This is a genomic window from Chryseobacterium sp. JM1, from assembly GCF_000737715.1.
Classification (GTDB): domain Bacteria; phylum Bacteroidota; class Bacteroidia; order Flavobacteriales; family Weeksellaceae; genus Chryseobacterium.
In genome coordinates this window covers 135029-154189 of the sequence record NZ_JPRN01000001.1, presented here as the reverse complement: position 1 = coordinate 154189, position 19161 = coordinate 135029, and the positions used below count along the sequence as shown (strand labels likewise).

Annotated in this window: 11 protein-coding genes; all 11 read right to left on the bottom strand. The window is 39.2% G+C overall.

Going from position 1 to position 19161, the window contains the following annotated elements:
• Nucleotides 1-112 precede the first annotated feature (112 nt).
• Nucleotides 113-4726 (bottom strand): fibronectin type III domain-containing protein, encoded by a 4614-nt coding sequence (locus IW22_RS23425; RefSeq protein WP_051890860.1) that lies wholly within the window; start codon nt 4724-4726, stop codon nt 113-115.
• Nucleotides 4727-5259: 533 nt separating this feature from the next.
• Nucleotides 5260-5928: a DUF6048 family protein gene (locus IW22_RS00625; protein WP_034723337.1), complete on the bottom strand. Its 669-nt coding sequence runs from the start codon at nt 5926-5928 to the stop codon at nt 5260-5262.
• Nucleotides 5894-6373, bottom strand: a complete 480-nt coding sequence (locus IW22_RS00620) for a DUF6452 family protein (protein WP_034723336.1) — start codon at nt 6371-6373, stop codon at nt 5894-5896. The genes IW22_RS00625 and IW22_RS00620 overlap by 35 nt, the downstream gene beginning before the upstream one ends.
• Before the next feature lie 5 nt (nt 6374-6378).
• Nucleotides 6379-8853 carry a zinc-dependent metalloprotease gene (locus tag IW22_RS00615; RefSeq protein ID WP_034723334.1) on the bottom strand — a complete coding sequence of 825 codons (2475 nt, stop codon included), beginning with the start codon at nt 8851-8853 and terminating at the stop codon, nt 6379-6381.
• Between the two features lie 36 nt (nt 8854-8889).
• A complete protein-coding gene (gene rlmD / locus IW22_RS00610; RefSeq protein WP_034723331.1) occupies nt 8890-10296 on the bottom strand; it encodes a 23S rRNA (uracil(1939)-C(5))-methyltransferase RlmD in 1407 nt (468 codons plus the stop codon).
• Nucleotides 10297-10464: 168 nt separating this feature from the next.
• Nucleotides 10465-11991: a TlpA family protein disulfide reductase gene (locus IW22_RS00605; protein ID WP_034723330.1), complete on the bottom strand. Its 1527-nt coding sequence runs from the start codon at nt 11989-11991 to the stop codon at nt 10465-10467.
• Between the two features lie 318 nt (nt 11992-12309).
• Complete coding sequence (locus IW22_RS00600) at nt 12310-13077, bottom strand: succinate dehydrogenase/fumarate reductase iron-sulfur subunit (protein ID WP_034723328.1); 768 nt, start codon at nt 13075-13077, stop codon at nt 12310-12312.
• Nucleotides 13078-13101: 24 nt separating this feature from the next.
• Entirely contained in the window at nt 13102-15114 is a 2013-nt protein-coding gene (locus IW22_RS00595) for a fumarate reductase/succinate dehydrogenase flavoprotein subunit (protein WP_034723327.1), read from the bottom strand.
• A gap of 15 nt (nt 15115-15129) precedes the next feature.
• A complete protein-coding gene (locus IW22_RS00590) occupies nt 15130-15792 on the bottom strand; it encodes a succinate dehydrogenase cytochrome b subunit (protein ID WP_034723325.1) in 663 nt (220 codons plus the stop codon).
• Nucleotides 15793-15935: 143 nt separating this feature from the next.
• On the bottom strand, nt 15936-17621 hold the full coding sequence (locus IW22_RS00585; RefSeq protein ID WP_228383968.1) for a ComEC/Rec2 family competence protein: 1686 nt from the start codon (nt 17619-17621) through the stop codon (nt 15936-15938).
• Between the two features lie 383 nt (nt 17622-18004).
• A complete protein-coding gene (gene lpxB, locus IW22_RS00580) occupies nt 18005-19108 on the bottom strand; it encodes a lipid-A-disaccharide synthase (RefSeq protein ID WP_034723320.1) in 1104 nt (367 codons plus the stop codon).
• Nucleotides 19109-19161 lie beyond the last annotated feature (53 nt).

Sequence of the window (19161 nt, the reverse complement as noted above, 5' to 3'; positions counted from 1 at the left end):
TTCAACATTTATTGAACTATTAGTTAAAAAAATTCATAATCACTTCAAAAAAACCTTGTATCATAAAAAAAGCCCTCATTTCTGAGGGCTTCTTTTATTTGAAATTTAAATATTATTCTTTGATAAATTTCTTTTGAACTGTTACACCGTTATCTTCGATATCTATTACATAAATTCCGTTGATCAGTTTGCTTACATTGATCTGGTTATTGAGTAAGATACCGTCTCCGATAATCTGTCCTGCAGAATTGTAGATTTTATATTTCGCTTTTTTGCTGATATTTTTCACATACAATACAGAGCTTACCGGGTTAGGGTAAATCAGGATTTCAGTTTGGTTTATAGAGTTTGGCACTCCCGGTTTAGCGATTCTTACTGAGTAATCTTCTACTTCACCGTTGGCAAAATTAGCACAGTTCACAGGAACTCCGTCTCTCATCATAGCCACTCTCATCACCACATACTTATAGTTTGTCATGCTTACATAAGCATCTACCGGTACACTGAATGTTCCTGTCACAGGACTAGTCGTGTTCGGAGGTGAGGTGAATACTCTTTCGTCAAGATCGAAATATCCGTTTCTGTTAAAGTCAATCCAAACAGCGATTCCTTCGTCATGATTGGTTCCGTTCCATTTTTTCTCAATCGTGATCTGGTTTCCTGTAGACCCCTGAACCATTTCTATAAATGTATCAGGTACTCCTGTATAATTGGTATAGCTTGACGGTCCTGAAGCGTTCTCCATTTTAGGTCTTCCGTTTGGCGTCACTGTTACTTTAGAGATATGCTCGTTCACAGAATTTTGAGATCCCATCTGGCAATAAATCACCGTTGGTGTTGTGAAATAGTATGGAGGTGTAGGTGTACCCGGCGTACCGTTACAAATATTCATCACCTGCATTTCATATTTCGTTTCTTCCAATAATCCTGTAATGGTGTATGTATTGGTAATCAGAGGAACATTTGTCCAGCTAGGAATACCTACTTTTCTATATCTCAGTACATAAGTTGCACCAGGGAAACCTTCCCATGTCACTTCTGCAGATGTAGGCGTAAGCTGTAAAATAGTTAATCCCGGAGGAGGAAGATCACAAGTTCTTTCCGTAGTAAATACTTTAGGATTTGAATACGGGTTAAGAGCAGTTTCACCAACACACTTGTTAGCAACTCTTACTTCATATTTAGTATATGGGTCTAAGTTTGTTAATGCATAAGTGTTTGTAGGAGGAGCAATGTTTGGTACCTGAGTCCATGTAGGAGCTCCTACTTTTCTCCACTCCAGTGTATACGTAGAGCTCGCAGCAAGCGGTGCCCATGTAATCAATGCAGAGTTGGTGGTGATATTACTTACTGTAACATTCGGAGGTGTAGGGTCACATCTTGTAACAAATGGCTTAATAGCTGTAAATGTACCTATAACATCTCCACATACTGCAGCCACCTGAACTTCATAATTGGTAGCAGGCGTTAAACCTGTAATCACCAATGGAATGTTGTTGAGCAATGCTGAAGCATATACTTCCGTCCAGGCTCCCGGAGGAGGTCCCTGAAGTCTGTATCTTACCAGGTAAGTAGTAGTGTTCGCAACACCAGAAAGGGTAAGCGTTGCAGAATTATGCGTAGCTGTAATCCCCGGCTGGTTTGGTGTACCGTTAGCACATGGTCTGATTCTTACTGCGTAATCTTCAACTTCTCCATTCACCGCATCCACACACAATACCGGAGCACTTGTACGTTTAAGCACAACTCTCATAGTCGTTGTGAGCGGGCCTGTATAAGCGGTTGCTGGAACTGCAAAGTTGGTATTTGTTACAGGAGTTGTTGTATTCGCTGCCGAACTCAGAATCTGTTCTGATGTTTCAAAAACTCCGTTTCTGTTATAGTCAATCCAAGCTGAAACCGCCACATTGGCTGTTGCGCCTGTCCATCCTTTTGATACTGAGATCTTATTGTTCGCAGAACCTGCATCAAGGGTAATCAGTGTCTGAGGTGTTATATAGCTTGTATAGTTAGTCTGTACACTTGTATTATTCATTACCGGTACGCCAGGGTTGGAAGAGGTAACGGTTACATTTGAAATGTGGTCGTTAGTTCCTGTACCTGTCATAGGACAGTATGAAAGTGGTGGTGTTGTAAACTGTACTGCTGTAGAGTATGCTCCTGTAGAACCTCCACATGTGGTGGAAATCTGTACATCATACTTCGTTTGCTCAGTAAGTCCCGGAATCGTATACGTATTGACACCAGGTGCTAAAACAACCGGAGGAATGGTATAAGTTCCTGCTGTTGCTAATTTCCATCTGATGGTATAAGTAGCATTGGCAGCACCGAACCAATATACTGTAGCCGTAGTTGCTGTAAGGTTGGTTACTGTAATGTTTGTAGGTGGCGCTGTAGTACAAGGCGGCTGATCAATAAGTTTTACCGCATAATCTTCTACTTCACCCCAAGTGAACGTTCCACAGGCAGCAGCAGCAGCACTTTCTCTCAATGCTACACGCATACGGGTTGTAAGATTTCCCATGTAAACACCGCCGGCAGCGTTCGGAACAGCAAAAGTAGCGGTGACCGGAGTCGTCGTATTACTAGGTGAACTTAATACCTGCTCACTGGCTTCAAAAACCCCGTTTCTGTTAAAGTCAATCCAAACTCCCGTTCCGAAAGACCATTGAGTTCCAGGCCATGTTTTATTAACAGTCACTGTATTACTTCCAAGACCTCTTACCAAAGTAACCAGTCTTGTAGGATCTGTGCTATAATCTGTATAGTTACTGAAACCGGAATCACTGTTCATTGGTATTGCAGAATTCGGAGTTACGGCAACCTTGCTGATAAATCCGTCAATCGTGGTACTTGTAGAGGCAGAAGTACAATAGGTAATAGCCGGAGTTGTAAAAGGAGTGGCTGTAGAGAATGGTCCCTGAGTTCCTCCACAAATCGTAGCTATCTGAAATTCATACTGAGTCTGCTCCGTAAGGTTTGTAATAGTATAAGTACTGGCAAGTGGCGTTGTAATATTTACCGGCGTCCATGCTCCTCCAGGTAACGATCTGTACTGAAGTACATACGTTGCTCCTGTTGAAGGCAACCAGTTGATCTGAGCCGTAGTAGGGGTAAGGTTTGACACGGTAATATTCCCCGGAGGCGCCGTAGTACAAGGCTGTAACGCGATAACATTTAATGTAAAGTCTACATAATTACCGGAAGTCGCCTGTCCACAAGCAGTAAGTGCTCCTGACCATGATGTTGCTGTTCTTACTCTATAGTTACCAGGTGCCTGTGCTGCGGGAATGTTAATTAATGCTGTTCCATTGGTAGCATAAGTAGTCGTTGCCAGAACAGTTTCACCCGGATCATTAAAGTTCATGTTATTATTCCAGTCAACCCAAACATAGTAGTAATAAGTACTTGTTCCGGTATTCAGGTTCATAGTTACCGTGTTACTAGGCAACGCTGAAATCACTGAAGCGGTACTGTTAACATATGCTGCATATGAAGTCGCTGTATAATTTAAATTCGTAATAGCTCCTGTCGTGTTAACCGTTTTCAGGAAGTATGTCGTTGAAGTACCTCCTGTAGGTGTACAGTATCCTGTAAGTACAGTCATAGGTCCTGTCCAGGTACTCTTATCTGTTGCCGTACATTTTGCTCTTACCCATACATAATACGTTGTATTGGCTACTAATGGAGAAAGTGTTGCAGTTGTTCCTGTAACCGTTTGTGATGGTACAGTTGCACCTGTTGGCGGTGTATTGGATGTACTGTAATATACTTCATATCCTTGTGCAGGTGGAATGGAAGGAGCTGTCCAGCTGATGTTGGCACTTGTAGGCACAACGGCTCCTACAGTTAATGCTGTCGGGGCCATACATGAAGGAGGTGTAGTTACCGTTAACTGTCCAATCCAAGTACTTTGGTCAGCAGCACTACATCTTGATCTTATCCATACATAGTATGTTGTACTAGGCACCAATGGAGAAAGGGTCACCCCTGTTCCTGTAGTAACCGTTTGTGAAGGCGTAGTGGCAGCCGTAGGTGCTGTAGCTGTTGTACTGTAATATACATCATATCCTCCTGCCGGTGCGGAAGAAGGTGCAGTCCAGCTGATTGCTGCTGTCGTTGCTGTCATTGCTCCCAGAGTTAATCCTATAGGTGGCAGACAAGTAGGTGGCGGGCCAAACGTTAACTGAACATTGGGTCTGTTGGCATCCACTGTCCCGTTACCCGCAGGTGGCGTAGTGTCAGCCTCAATATACATGTGTTTTGATGTATTACTGGAATAGGTAAAGGAATTTCCACCCAATGATCCGGTTCCACTTCCTCCGTAGTTGGTTTCAACCAATACTACCAGATTTTCCACCCCGTTATAATAATAAGGGTTTTGAAGCGTAACGGTATTCCATCCTGTAGGTATGCTGGCTATGTTTCCGTCATACACTAAGGTAGCACCGGTAGTAGCCGTAGCCCAGTTTTGTGCCGTGATGGTAGTGGTAGCAGCAGGAACGGTTTTTAAATAAATTTTAACCGGAGTAGCTATAGTTGTAGCTACTGTAGCATTCCATGCTACTGACAGGACACTTCCGCCTGCCGGAAGGTTTATTTCAGTTGCAGTATAAAGTGAAGCATCTCTCTGGTGCCCGTAATAGGGAGCCAAAGGATATCTCTGAGTACTGGTTCCTGTACCAATAGTGACTGTTTGTGCCTGTGAAAATAGCCCGAAGACCATACACAGCAATGTTATGAGCACCCTAAAGGGCCTGCTCATTTTACAGAGTAAAAATCCACTCATATTTTTTTAGTTTAGTAGTGATAACAATAGTAAGTAAGTATAGTGTTTCCTATTTTTTGGTGTTCAAATGTTTTTTTTGAAACATCCATTTTTTTACAGATATTCTGTATTGAAAAGAATAATTTTTTAATTCATACGCTAACAATTTTATAATTACACAAATCTAATAATTTTTTCATTATTAATACATCCATTCAAATATTTTTTTGTTAAAATTCTATAATAATTCCACATTTAATACATTAAAATATAAAATCCTCAGGAGAGCCTGAGGATTTTATATTATTTAAATGTTTTTTAATTCCTGAACAACTTTGGGTATAACAGGTGGTAGCCGGAATATTTTACAGTAAACAGTTTCTATATGAATCTCCAATCATTAATATATTGCAGGTTTATATTTTTTCGGAAACTCCGTTTGTCAGGCCGTATTAATTGTCTGTGAGATTTTTTTTTATGCTTACAGTTTTTTAAAATTTGTAGGCAATATTCCATGCGAAGCCCATATTGAATTTAGCTGAACTTCTGCCGAATCCAGGGACAATCATGGGTGTAATATCATCCTGTTTGGACGTATATACTAAATATTTCGGTTGAAGATTGATATCGATATAAAAGTTAGACTCAAACAACTGTACTCTTCCTCCCAGTGTGCCTTCCAGCCATGCAGAGGTCTGTGATGATGATGGAAAAGCTACGGAAGATGCACTACCCCCAAATCCGCGGACCGGGACTGCCATATACTCCTGATTGTAGAAAGCACCTCCTATTTTACCTCCGGCATAGAAACCGTTGAATTCATTTTCAGGGTCTTTGGCCAGCATATAGAATGCTCCCAGCTTTACGAATGGACCGCTTGCTTTTGCATCATAGCCATTCTTCTGGTATACATTTTTCTCGAAGCCGGCTTCGGCAACTGCATGGACATTTCCTCTTATCTTGGATGAAATGAATCCCTGATACAGTGCTCTGTCTGAGAAAAATGACACACCTGCATTCAGGACATCAAAGCCCACCATAAAGTTAGGCTTGTATTTCTCCTGAACTTTTTTGGTTTCTTTGGTTTCCTTTTTTTCCTGAGCCATTCCCAGCATTCCTAAAATGCTAAAAAAGAAGGTAAAGATTAATCTTGTCTTCATTCACTATTTGGTTTTGCCCTGCTTCTACTTTCTGTACAGGATTAGATTGTTGTAATTCCGAACTTAAATTTTCGTACGTTTTTTTGATCCCGCATCCCGGAGAAACATAGGCAGTCTTCGTGGTATAACCGATTCGTACGTGAGATTCAGAACCTTTATTTGCTAACCTGAAATAAACGTCTGTATACGGAGAGTCATCTACCCTTAACGGGATCAGCCTTGAATCTATCTTCTCAAGCTTACCCAGCTGCACCTTTCCGGAACCATAATCTACGGCTACATATAATGAGTCCAAAGGCATCGTTTTACCATCTGCTGCAGATTTGAACGCTACTTTCAGTCGGGGTGTCCCTTCTCCACTCTCACAGATATCATCGTCTCCGCCACAGGATGAGATCATGAAGATACCGCCTATCAATATTATAAGGTATGTAAGATATTTCATATTTTTTATTTTGGATCTAAGGCTTTTTCAATTCGGAAAGCAAGATCTTCATAATGGTATTTATTTACTGTATTGGTATCTGCTTTTGCCGAAATTTCTTTTTTTATTGTGATCAGATTTCCTCTTACAATAGCAGAAACATCAGATTTATCAGGATTTTTTGCATCAACAAGTTTAATCAGGTTATCCACATAACTTCTCTGAACATTTCTTCCGTATACATCCGGATTTGCTTTTTTAACAATGGAATTATTGAGGTCTGAAAACAGATCAACCAATGTGTAGGTATTTTGATCAATAGCTTCCATCTGGTACATATTCTGTAAAACAATCGGGCTTAAAATTCTTGAAAGAACGCCATTCTGAATGTCTTCAATGGTTTTCACCGGCGTTTTTCCTGTCTTCTCAAATACTTCTTTTTTGATCAGCCACTGTGGTGTGGTGAAAACGTTTTCTTCGAGAAATCTCATCGCTTCCTGCTGATCTTTTTTAGCGACAGCTTCGTACACAGGCCCTGACTGTTCAGCGGTCTTAGGGGTTTCCATCTGTCCGCCGATATATTTTGATACGTGACCGGCATATCTTCTGAACTGCCCGGTTACCTGATCATACATCATTCCCAGATTTTCGTAATCTTCATTCGGACTTGCCGTCCACTTTTCAAGATTGTCTACAATTCTCTTCAGGTTTTTTATTCCGTAGGTACTTGCGATCATGGCATTGTCTCCTACCTGCTCACTCTGAGATCTCGGATCAAGAGGATTGGATTCTGTCCCGAACCAAAGTCTTTCGTTTTTTAAATTTTTAATGACCCATTTATTCAGGTATTCTTTTTCTGCATCCGGGGTGTTGTACTGATAAAATCTTTTGTAACCCCACTCAATGGCCCAGTCATCATAATCTCCGATTCTCGGCATAATTCCTGAATCTCCGATGTTATCTTCCGGTTGTGCCACATAATTAAATCTTGCATAATCCATGATCGATGGGGTGTGGCCATTCTTTTCAAGCCATTTTTTATCTCTCAGTTTTTCAACAGGCACGGTAGAACTTGAACCGAAGTTATGTCTTAATCCCAAAGTATGTCCTACTTCATGAGAGGAAACAAAACGGATCAGCTCACCCATTAATTTATCATCAAACTTAATTTTTCGTGCTCTTTCATCATTGGGTGCAGCCTGCACAAAATACCAGTTTCTCAGAAGCATCATGACATTGTGATACCAGTTGATATGGCTTTCCAGAATTTCGCCTGTTCTAGGATCTGAGATCGAAGGTCCGGAAGCATTCGGTACATCTGAAGGTTTATAAACAATGGCAGAAAATCTTGCGTCTTCAAGGCTCCATTCCGTATCCACTTTTGAATCCGGTACTTTTGCATAAATGGCATTTTTGAAACCTGCTTTTTCAAAAGCTTTCTTCCAGTCATCCACTCCCTGAATCAGATAAGGAACCCATTTTTTTGGGGTTGCCGGATCAATATAGAATACAATTGGTTTTGCCGGTTCTACCAGTTCTCCTCTTTTGTACTTTTCAAGGTCCTGAGGTTTTGGCTCCAGTCTCCATCTTTTAACCAGCGAAATCTTTTTTACACCCTGAGGATCAAGGTCAAAATCTGTATACCCTACCGTGAAATAACCTACTCTCGGGTCAAAATATCTTGCCTGCATTTTATTTTCCGGAAGAAGAACAAATGAAGCGTTGATCTCTACTGTATAATTTCCGCTTATTTTCGGAGTGTTGGCAGGAGTAGCTCCCGGCAACGGTCTTCCCAAAGTACGGGCGAAAGTTTTGGTGGTATTGATCTCGATATTATTCGGGAACGATTTTACAAAGTTGACGAATGACATATCTTTCTGGAAAGCTCCGACTTTGAAGGCATCTTTATAATTGACAGAGAAAGAAACCGTTTCGTTATCAGAGTTCAGAAGATCCGTGACATCAATGACTGAAGATTTTTTATTGTCTCCGTACGTTTTTACATCAAAGGATTTAATGATAGGCTGTACATTGTTTCTGATGACAGAATTGTACATATCCGAGGTGGAATCTTTTGCATAATCTACAAAAGAAATAGCTCTCAGAAGGATTTTGTCTTTGGGACCTTTTTCAAAAGCCACTACCTGCTGGCCGATCTGATCTCCTGCATATCCGGTACTTCCGGAACGCATGCCGGCAGCAGCTTTTGTAAGTCTTGTTACTAAAAGAAATTCCTTTTTCAGCATTCTGTCAGGAATCTCGAAGTAATATTTATCATCCAATTTATGAACGGTGAAAACGCCCTGGTCTGAAACAGCTTTATCAGTAATCACCTCTTTATAGGATTTTATGACCGGCTTTTTCTTGGGATCGTCTTTTTTTACTTTTGCAGTATCTGTTTTTACCGCTGCAGAATCTTTTTCCTGCCCTTTCAGTTCGTTCTGACTCAACATCAAAACCAATACAATGAAAGCGGCACCCAGGTTTTTCACTCTTTTCATTTAAATTTTCAGATTAATATATTCAAATTTAAGTAATTATTTTTTGATTAGTAATGCTATATTCTCCACGTGGTGCGTTTGTGGGAACATATCTACCGGTAGTATTTTCACAAGGGTGTAATGTTCTTTCATCAAAGCCAGATCTCTTGCCTGCGTCGCTGAGTTACAGCTTACATACACTACTTTTTCCGGTGCCAGTTTCAGAATCTGCTCCACTACTTTCTGGTGCATTCCGTCTCTTGGTGGGTCGGTAATTAAAACATCTGCTTTCGGGTGGTTTTCTAGGAATTCATCGTTGAAGACATTTTTCATATCTCCACAATAGAAAGTCGTGTTGGTAAGACCATTTAATTCAGCATGTTCAATGGCAGCGTCTATGGCTTCCTGAACAGATTCTATCCCAATGACATGTTTTGCATTTCTGGCAACATACTGGGCAATAGTTCCTGTCCCTGTATATAGATCATATACTACTTCATCGCCTTTTAAATCAGCAAACTCAAGGGTTTTTCTGTAAAGCTCCAATGCCTGTTTGTAATTGGTCTGAAAGAATGATTTCGGTCCGATTTTAAACTTCAGTCCGTCCATTTCTTCCATCAGGAATCCTTCTCCGAAATAGATTTTAACATCTAAATCATAAATGGAATCATTCTGTTTTGGATTGATGGCATACACCAACGTTTTGATCTGCGGGAATTTTTCAAGTAAAAACTGGAAAAGCTTTTCTCTGTTTTCTTTTTCTTCTCTGTACAGCTGGAATAAAACCATCCACTCTCCTTTTGAGTTCTGTCTCATCATCAGCGTTCTCAGGAATCCTTCCTGATTTTTCACATCAAAGAAATCCAGGCCGTTGTCTACCCCGAATTTTTTCACAGCCAGACGAATCGCATTGGAAGGCTCTTCCTGAAGGAAACATTCTTTAAGATCCAGGATCTTGCTCCACATTCCCGGAATATGGAAACCAAGAGCGTCTTTGCTTCCAAAGTTCTCTTCAGAGCTTATTTCGTATTGGGTCAGCCATCTCGCGTTGGAGAAAGAAAACTCCATTTTATTTCTGTAGAAATACTGTTCTTCGGCACCTAAAATCGGAACGGTTTCAAAGTCTTCAATTCCGCCGATTCTTTTGATATTATTGTATACTTCTTCCTGTTTGAAATCAAGCTGTTTTTCATAGCTCATATTCTGCCATTTGCATCCTCCACAAGTTCCGAAATGAATACATTTGGCTTCCACTCTGTATGGAGAAGGCTCTACTACTTCCACGGTTTCCGCTTCGTAGTATTTGGACTTGGATTTCTTTACTCTGGCATTCACTACATCTCCGGGAACGGCTCCAGAGATCAGTACCGTTTTACCTTCTTCTGTTCTTCCTATCGCAACGCCTTTCGCCCCTGCCCCGAACAGCTTAATATTTTCAAGAATAATATCTTTCTTCTTTCTCATCCGTAAACTCAATTTCTTTAACTACGAACGAAACTCTCCAGTTTCATCCGCTGATTCTATTTCTATTTTTTCTAATATGTTCCGGAAAACCATCCGGTTTCAATTTGCAAAAATACAATAAAAAAAAACCTTATCCGAAGATAAGGTTTCCATCTATATTAAAGTTTATTATTTTGTAGGAGCGGGCTGTGGATTTACAGGTTGTCCTGAAGGATCCATCATCATTCCCGGCTGCATCTGCATAGGCTGTTGCTCTACTTTCGGTGCAGAAAGACCTGTAAGTTTGTCAAGGATAGTTACAACCTCCTGCTCACCTAAGTTTACAAAAGATCTGCTTGCGATCTTACCGTCTTTATCCACTACGATGAAGCAAGGTAATTTAAATCCGTACACGCCATATTTTTTAGCGATATCAGATTCCAAACCTTTTTCTCCGTATACATTAGTTCCAGGAATTCCTTTTAATAATGCGCTGCTTGTTTTTACAAACTGATCTTTCGTATCGTCTACGTTGACAAAAACAAAGTTCATTTTAGATTTGTAGAAATTCACTACTTCTTTTAATACCGGTACAGTCGCTTCGCTGATGTAAGGGTTCCAAGATGCATAGAAGAACAACATGTATGGTTTTCCTTTGTTTTCAGAAAGCTGGTAAGATTTACCGTCTGCTTTTACCAATGAACCTTCAGGAGCAACTTCTCCTACTTTAAGTCCGTTGATAGCGATCTGCATTTTACCTAAGTCAGCTTTGATACCAGCATCAGTAATATCTGTATCGATGATTTTTTTGATCTTATCGGTATTTTTTGCAGGAGCACCCGGATGAATATCCTGAGCTACTACGAATGCCAAAAGATAATCTTTAGCAGTCTTCGATACTTCTTTTCTGTCTTTCAGGAACTGAGCGAAAACTTCAGAAGTGATAACATCTGTTTTTCCTTTCGTTTTGGCTTCAGCAAATTTCTGGAAGTCCGGACTCATTTTCACAAGAAGATACTGTCTGTATAATGGGATAGTTTTTACCATTAAGTCTTTATTCTCTTCTAATTTAGTTTCATAATCCGTGAAAGCTTTTGACACTTTAAATGAAGGATTTCCTGACATCTGACGCTGAGCCATTTCATAGTTGGCCAAAAGGTTCAGAATAGTCACTTTCACGTCATTCTTTTTCCACTCAAGCATTCCTTTGCCCGGGTTGTTTTTCTTAGCAAGATCATCCACATTTTTGTTGATATCAGCTTCGATTTTCTGCGCTCCTTTCAAGAACGTTTTTTCGTCACCTGACATTAACTGCTGGATGTTGATTTTACTTCCGTACTCGCCTAAAAACTTTTGGCTCGCCTGAAGGAAATCATTATTTTTCTTAGCGTCTCCTGTAACTACGAATTCATTTGGAAAGGTCATTGAGTTTCCAGAAATGTTTAATTTCTGTCCGCCTTCTAGATAAATCAGATTTTGTCTTCCTGCATAGTTGATCACATACATTCCGTCTTTAGGAGCATCAAAGCTTCCTGTAAAGTTTCCATTTTTATCTAAACCTATATTAACAAGTGGAAGTGTTGCTACACCAGAAGCTTCAACGAATTCAATTCTTTCGAGCGGTGAACTTCCGGCAATCTTTCCTTTTACTTCAACTTTTTTTGAACAAGACATCACAAATACTGTGATGATAAACAATAAAAGATATTTTTTCATTTCAATTTTAATATTACACAAAAATACGTTTTTTACGGCTTGTTGATTAACACTATTTATTTTTTTTGAAAATTTTATGAAATCCTATGGAGAGGGCCTTTGAAGCCATTTTACCTGCTTAGATTTTTACTTCTCGACAAAAATCTATGAATGAGGATTGCTTCTCTTTTCGTAAATAGTGTTCACCAAATATAGACTTATTAAATAAAGAATGTCTTATGTACTCAACAACTTAACAAATTTTAACAACTAAAAGCATAGTATAAAAAAAATCGTCTCCATAATGAAGACGATTTTTATATATATTTCGAATAGATTCTATCCTTTGTCTACCATAGCAGCCATATATTCTCTGTTCATTCTGGCGATGTTTTCAAGAGAAATTCCTTTCGGACATTCTACTTCACAAGCACCTGTATTTGAACAGTTTCCGAATCCTTCTTCGTCCATAGCTTTTACCATGTTCAGAACTCTTCTGCTCGCTTCTACTCTACCCTGAGGTAAAAGAGCATACTGAGAAACTTTTGCTCCAACGAATAGCATTGCAGATCCGTTTTTACAAGTAGCGACACAAGCACCACATCCGATACATGCCGCAGCATCCATTGCTTTGTCTGCATCTTCTTTAGGAACCGGAATTGCATTAGCGTCCAAAGTATTTCCTGAAGTGTTCACCGAAATGAAACCACCTGCAGCCATTACTCTATCGAATGCGCTTCTGTCTACCATTAAATCTTTAATAACCGGGAAAGCAGCACTTCTCCAAGGCTCAATAACGATGGTTTCACCGTCTTTGAACATTCTCATGTGAAGCTGACAAGTCGTGATACCCGTATCCGGACCGTGCGCTCTACCATTGATGTAAAGAGAACACATCCCGCAGATTCCTTCACGACAGTCGTGATCGAAAGCGATAGGTTCTTTTCCCTCGTTAATAATATTTTCGTTCAAAATATCTAACATTTCCAAGAAAGAAGAATCTGTAGAAACATCTGATATTTTGTAGGTCTCAAACTGACCTTTAGTTTTGCTATTTTTTTGTCTCCAAATTTTTAGGGTAAGATGAAGGCCTTTTTTTGCACTCATAATTATTTATTTATAGGTTGGAGATTATTTGTAACTTCTTGCTTTAACTTCAATGTTTTCGTAGATCAGATCTTCTTTGTGCAGAACTTCAGTGGTGATATCATCTGTTTGATATTCCCAAGCTCCCACATATTTGAAGTTAACATCATCTCTTTCTGCTTCCCCTTCTGAAGTAGCATGATCTTCTCTGAAGTGTCCTCCACAAGATTCGTTTCTGTGTAGAGCATCAATAGCCATCAATTGTCCAAGCTCGATGAAATCTGCCACTCTGAAAGCTTTTTCAAGTTCAGTATTCATTCCATCGGCATCACCGGGAACTTTCACGTCTGCCCAGAATTCTTTTTTCACCTGAGCGATTTCAGCAATAGCTTCTTTCAAACCTTCAGGAGTTCTTCCCATTCCAACCTTATTCCACATGATGTGTCCTAATTTTTTGTGGAAATGATCTACTGAATGAGTTCCTTTATTATTTAAGAAGAAATCTACTTTATCTTTAATTCCTTTTTCAGCCTGATCAAAATCTGCAGAGTTTGTAGGAATTGTTCCTGTTCTGATGTCTGCAGAAAGATAATCTGCAATCGTGTAAGGAAGTACGAAATATCCGTCTGCCAAACCTTGCATCAAAGCAGAAGCTCCCAATCTGTTAGCTCCGTGGTCTGAGAAGTTAGCTTCACCGATTACGAAACATCCAGGGATTGTAGACTGTAAGTTATAATCAACCCAAACACCACCCATCGTGTAGTGAACTGCAGGATAGATCTTCATTGGAGTTTTATAAGGATCATCGGCTGTAATCTTTTCGTACATTACGAATAAGTTACCGTATTTCTCCTCAATCCAAGCTTTTCCTAAATCATAGATCTGCTGATCTGTAGGATTGTGAATATGTTTTTCGATAGCGGCTTCTTTACCTTTTTTGATAATCTCTGTAGAGAAATCTAAGTAAACACCTTCTTTAGTATCATTATTCTCGATTCCGAAACCAGCATCACATCTTTCTTTACCAGCTCTGGACGCAACGTCTCTAGGCACTAAGTTTCCGAATGCAGGATATCTTCTTTCCAAATAATAATCTCTATCTTCTTCTTTAATATTTTCAGGTCTTAATTTACCTTCTCTGATGGCTACAGAATCTTCAATTTTCTTAGGAACCCAAATTCTTCCTGAGTTTCTAAGAGATTCAGACATCAAAGTCAGTTTAGACTGCTGTGTTCCGTGAACCGGAATACAAGTCGGGTGAATCTGTACATAACAAGGGTTTGCGAAGTACGCTCCTTTTTTGTGAATCTTCCATGCTGCAGAAACGTTGGATCCCATCGCATTGGTAGAAAGGAAATATACGTTTCCGTAACCTCCGGAAGCAATAACTACTGCATGAGCAGAATGTCTTTCGATCTCACCTGTTACAAGGTTTCTTGCGATGATCCCTCTTGCTTTTCCGTCTACAATAACAAGATCAAGCATTTCATGACGGTTGTACATCTTGATTCTTCCTTTACCGATCTGACGGCTCATTGAAGAATAGGCACCTAGCAATAACTGCTGTCCTGTCTGTCCTTTTGCGTAGAATGTTCTTTTTACCTGAACCCCACCAAATGAACGGTTATCTAACTGACCGCCGTAATCTCTTCCGAAAGGTACTCCCTGAGAAACACACTGGTCGATGATATTAGCAGAAACTTCAGCCAGTCTGTAAACGTTAGCCTCTCTTGCTCTGTAGTCACCACCTTTGATGGTGTCATAGAATAATCTGTACGTAGAGTCACCGTCACCCTGATAGTTCTTAGCGGCGTTGATACCTCCCTGTGCAGCAATTGAGTGTGCTCTTCTTGGAGAATCCTGGTAGCAGAATGCTTTTACATTATATCCCTGCTCAGCCAGTGTAGCTGCAGCAGAACCTCCTGCCAAACCTGTACCTACAACAATAATATCAATCTTATCTCTGTTGTTTGGTGCAACAAGGTTCATATGGTCTTTATGATGCTTCCATTTATCCTTTAAAGGACCAGCCGGAATTTTTGAATCTAATTTACTCATATTGGTATATTGATATTATTGAGTTACGAAGTGAAAAATTGCAATAAAAATAAAACCTGCAGGAATAAGGATTGAATACCATTTTCCAAAAGCTTTAATTACCGGAGTATATTTCGGATGTCTGGCACCAATAGACTGGAACGAAGATTGGAAACCGTGAGCCAAATGCAGTCCAAGCAAAACGAAAGAGATCACGTATAGTGCTACTCTCCAAAGGTCTGCAAACTTCTCATGTAACTCCGGCCAGAAACGTTCCGCATCAGGAGCAATTCCTTCCACATACTTGTAGTTGATTTCATGTAGCCAGAAATCATATAAGTGAAGCGCAAGGAAAGCCAAAACAACGGCTCCTGAAATAATCATATTTCGGGACATCCATGAAGAGTTCACAGAAGGGTTGTTTGAAGCGTACTTTACCGGACGCGCTTTATTGTTCTTAATTTCGAGTACAAATCCCATGATGAAATGGAAAAGAACTGCAAAACCAAGAACAGGCTGCATTAAGAACTGCACAAAAGGATTATAGCCCATAAAATCTGATGCTGTATTGAATGCATCACGATTCAGGACTGATAACAAATTGGTCGTCAAATGCAGTATAAGAAAGATCAGCAAAAACATAGCTGATAATGCCATCGCATATTTTCTACCTATCGTAGAACTCGTTAAACCTGCCATATAAGTTTAAATTTGAATTTCCCACAAAATTAAGAAATGTTAACAATATCGGGAAGTGAGAAATCTCACAATTAGCCAGTTTGTAATCTTTCTAAATAAGAATCTAAGGCATTGTGTGAGGATAAAATGCAAAATACCAATTATTATTTTAAATCATATATTTTGCCATTAAAAACCACTTTTTGGGCTGCTTTTGGAAAAGTCTTAATTTCCACGTTGCGGATACGTCTTGAAGCACAATAAGGAGCTGCTATAAAACTCATTAACTGCTTTTCATCCGAATTTTCAATCGTCCAGAAACAGACTTTGTTTCCCTTCTTTACGGACAGTACTTTGGTTGTATTAAAATCATGAATAAGGAGCTCATTCTTCCTGTTTTCAAAAATAGTAAAGGTGATTCTGAGGATAAAAAAGAGGAGAACAATTTTTACAAGTTTCATTGAATTTTTAAAATTAATTTTTAAAAGCAATGGTCTCAGCCAATAAACCACAGCAAATAAAATCAAAACCTCAGCAATATTCATCGGAATATTGGAAAAAAAGAGCAAATCCGTTTCCGCAAACCAGTGGATCAGTTTTAGTAAAATCTGAATTGAACCATCGTAAATGGCATTGATTAAACTAAAATTTACCTGCAGACCAATAAGAATCGTCATCAAAAATGAAAAGACAATAATCAGCTCTGAAAACGGGACAATCAGGATATTCGCAGGAATAGAAACCAGTGAAAACTGATGAAAATAGTACAGAACCAACGGAAGTGTCGCGAGTTGTGCAGAAAGTGATATCGTTACCATATTAAAGAAGAGCTTTTTAAAGTAGCCATCCGGTTTGGGAAAGTATTTCAAAAGTGGCTGATTCAGCCAGTAGATTCCTAAAACGGCCAGAAAGCTAAGCTGAAAACCTACGTCAAAGATTTGCTGTGTATCTGCAACCAGAATAATCATTGCTGACAAAGACAGTGAGTGAAGTAAATCAGGTTTCCTCTGCAAAAGTACATACACAAAATAGATTGTCAGCATAATGCAGGAGCGCATCACAGAATTCCCGAATTCAATAAATGCAGCAAACACCCAGATGGATGAAATACTGGAAATGATTGCATATTTCCTGAACCTTACCGGACTGAATCTGGTTAAAAGAAAGTAAAATATTCCAAAAATGACCACGATATGTGTTCCTGAAATAGCAAGCAAGTGAACCATTCCGGACCTGTTAAAGTCCTGCACGGTTTCCGGATCTGTTTCCGTTCGGTCGGCCAGGATAATTCCTTTTAAAAACTCTCTGGTTTTGGGTGACATTTCCGTGTGGTCGATCTTCCGTAGTATTTTAAAACGATGCTGCTGAATCCTTTCATTAAAGGTCAGATCATTTCTTTTGACGGAGGAAATTCCTTTTGAGAGGTAGCATTGGTATTCAATCTTTTTTCTTTTTAAATACCCGGCATAATCAAACTGAAAATCATATTGTGGCGACCTCGGCTTTGAGAGATAGGCATCTGCTTTATAATAATGTTTAAAATCCAGTTCTTTATCTATTTTCGGGAGATACAGAACAGCATTAAAATTTTCTTTTCCTGTAGAAACAAGAGCTTCATATTTTTTATATTTCTCTGTAGAATTTAATTTCTTCGAGATCTTAAAAGTGATCATTCCGTTTTGAGGAACTGAAGAATGGTCAGATGAAAAAGTACTGAGAAAATGAAGAATAACTCCTGCTCCGAAAAACATCAGCCAAAGAAGAAAAGCTCTTGTTTTATGCAGAAAATAAGAATGAAAAAGAGATAAAACGAGGATCAATAAGCAGCCAGCAGAAATAATGTAAATCAAGATTTTATCCAATACCAATTCGTCCTGAAAAAAGATTCCGAGGATAAAACATAGGGTCAGAATAAGAAGTGGCTGTTTGTTCAACTGATATCATGCTTGATGATCAAAAAATATTAATTTATCTGATTCTTTACTAACACAGATTTTGCAGAATTCCAACACTATCTTCTTCAAAATGACTAACTGACGGCTTGATTATTTACTACGAAATTACATTTAAGCAAAAAAGAAAGCCGCTCTTATGAGACAGCTTTTATATTTGGAAAACATCTGCCAATGCAGACTTATTTTTAATTAAAATTTTAAAAGAAAAAATTTATCCGATAAAATAAATTTCACCTGATCTAAAAACCATGGATTTTTTCTACAGTCTTATCTATTTTTTAAACACTTAAAATCACTTCAGCAGCTTTCTCACTGGCTCCTTTTCCGCCGAGTTTCTCTCTTAAAAGACTGTAGTCTGCCAGAACCTTGTTTCTTTTTTCGCCTTCTATCATTGTATTCAGTTCTTCTACCAGATTTTTGGTATTCAGATCAGTCTGGATCAATTCCTTTACTACCTCTCTATCCATAATCAGATTAACCAGAGAAATATATTTGATGTTTTTCACCAGCCTTTTTGCGATGGCGTATGAAATTTTACTTCCACGGTAGCAGACTACTTCCGGGACATTCAGCAAGGCCGTTTCCAGCGTTGCTGTTCCTGAAGTGACAAGCGCAGCTTTTGAACATCGCAGCAGATCATAGGTTCTGTTGGAAACAAAATATACATTGTCATCCACATATTTCTGATAAAACTCCTTCGGAAGGCTGGGTGCGCCTGCAATCACAAACTGGTAGTTTTTAAAATGAGGTCTTACGGAAAGCATGATTTCAAGCATCTTTTCCACTTCCTGTTTTCTGGAACCGGGAAGAAGGGCTATGATTTCCTTTTCGTTCAGTCCGTTTTCTTTTTTAAATGCTTCCGGGCTGATTTCTTCCAGGCTGGAGATAGCATCTAACAACGGATGCCCCACAAAATGAGAATGAACCCCATGTTTTTTATAAAAATCTTCTTCGAAAGGAAGAATGACCATCATTTCATCCACATATTTTTTAATGATCTCTACGCGGCCTTCTTTCCACGCCCAAAGCTGTGGAGAGATGTAATACACCACTTTGATTCCCAGTTCTTTTGCAAAACGGGCAATTCTCAGATTAAATCCGGGATAATCGATCAGGATTAAAACGTCCGGTTTATTATTTCTGATGTCCTCTTTACAGAATTTGATATTGTTCAGAATGGTCCTCAGATTCATCGCCACTTCCAGGAATCCCATAAATGCAAGATCACGGTAATGTTTTACCAGTGTACCACCCTGTGCTGTCATAAGATCTCCGCCCCAGAATCTGATTTCCGCCTGCGGATCTTTCTGTAAAAGGGCTTTCATTAAATTGCTTCCATGCAGATCACCGGAGGCTTCTCCTGCAATAATGTAATATTTCATTTCTTCCGAAATCTTTTATTTGTTTTTATAACCATCACAAACCTTCCCTGATT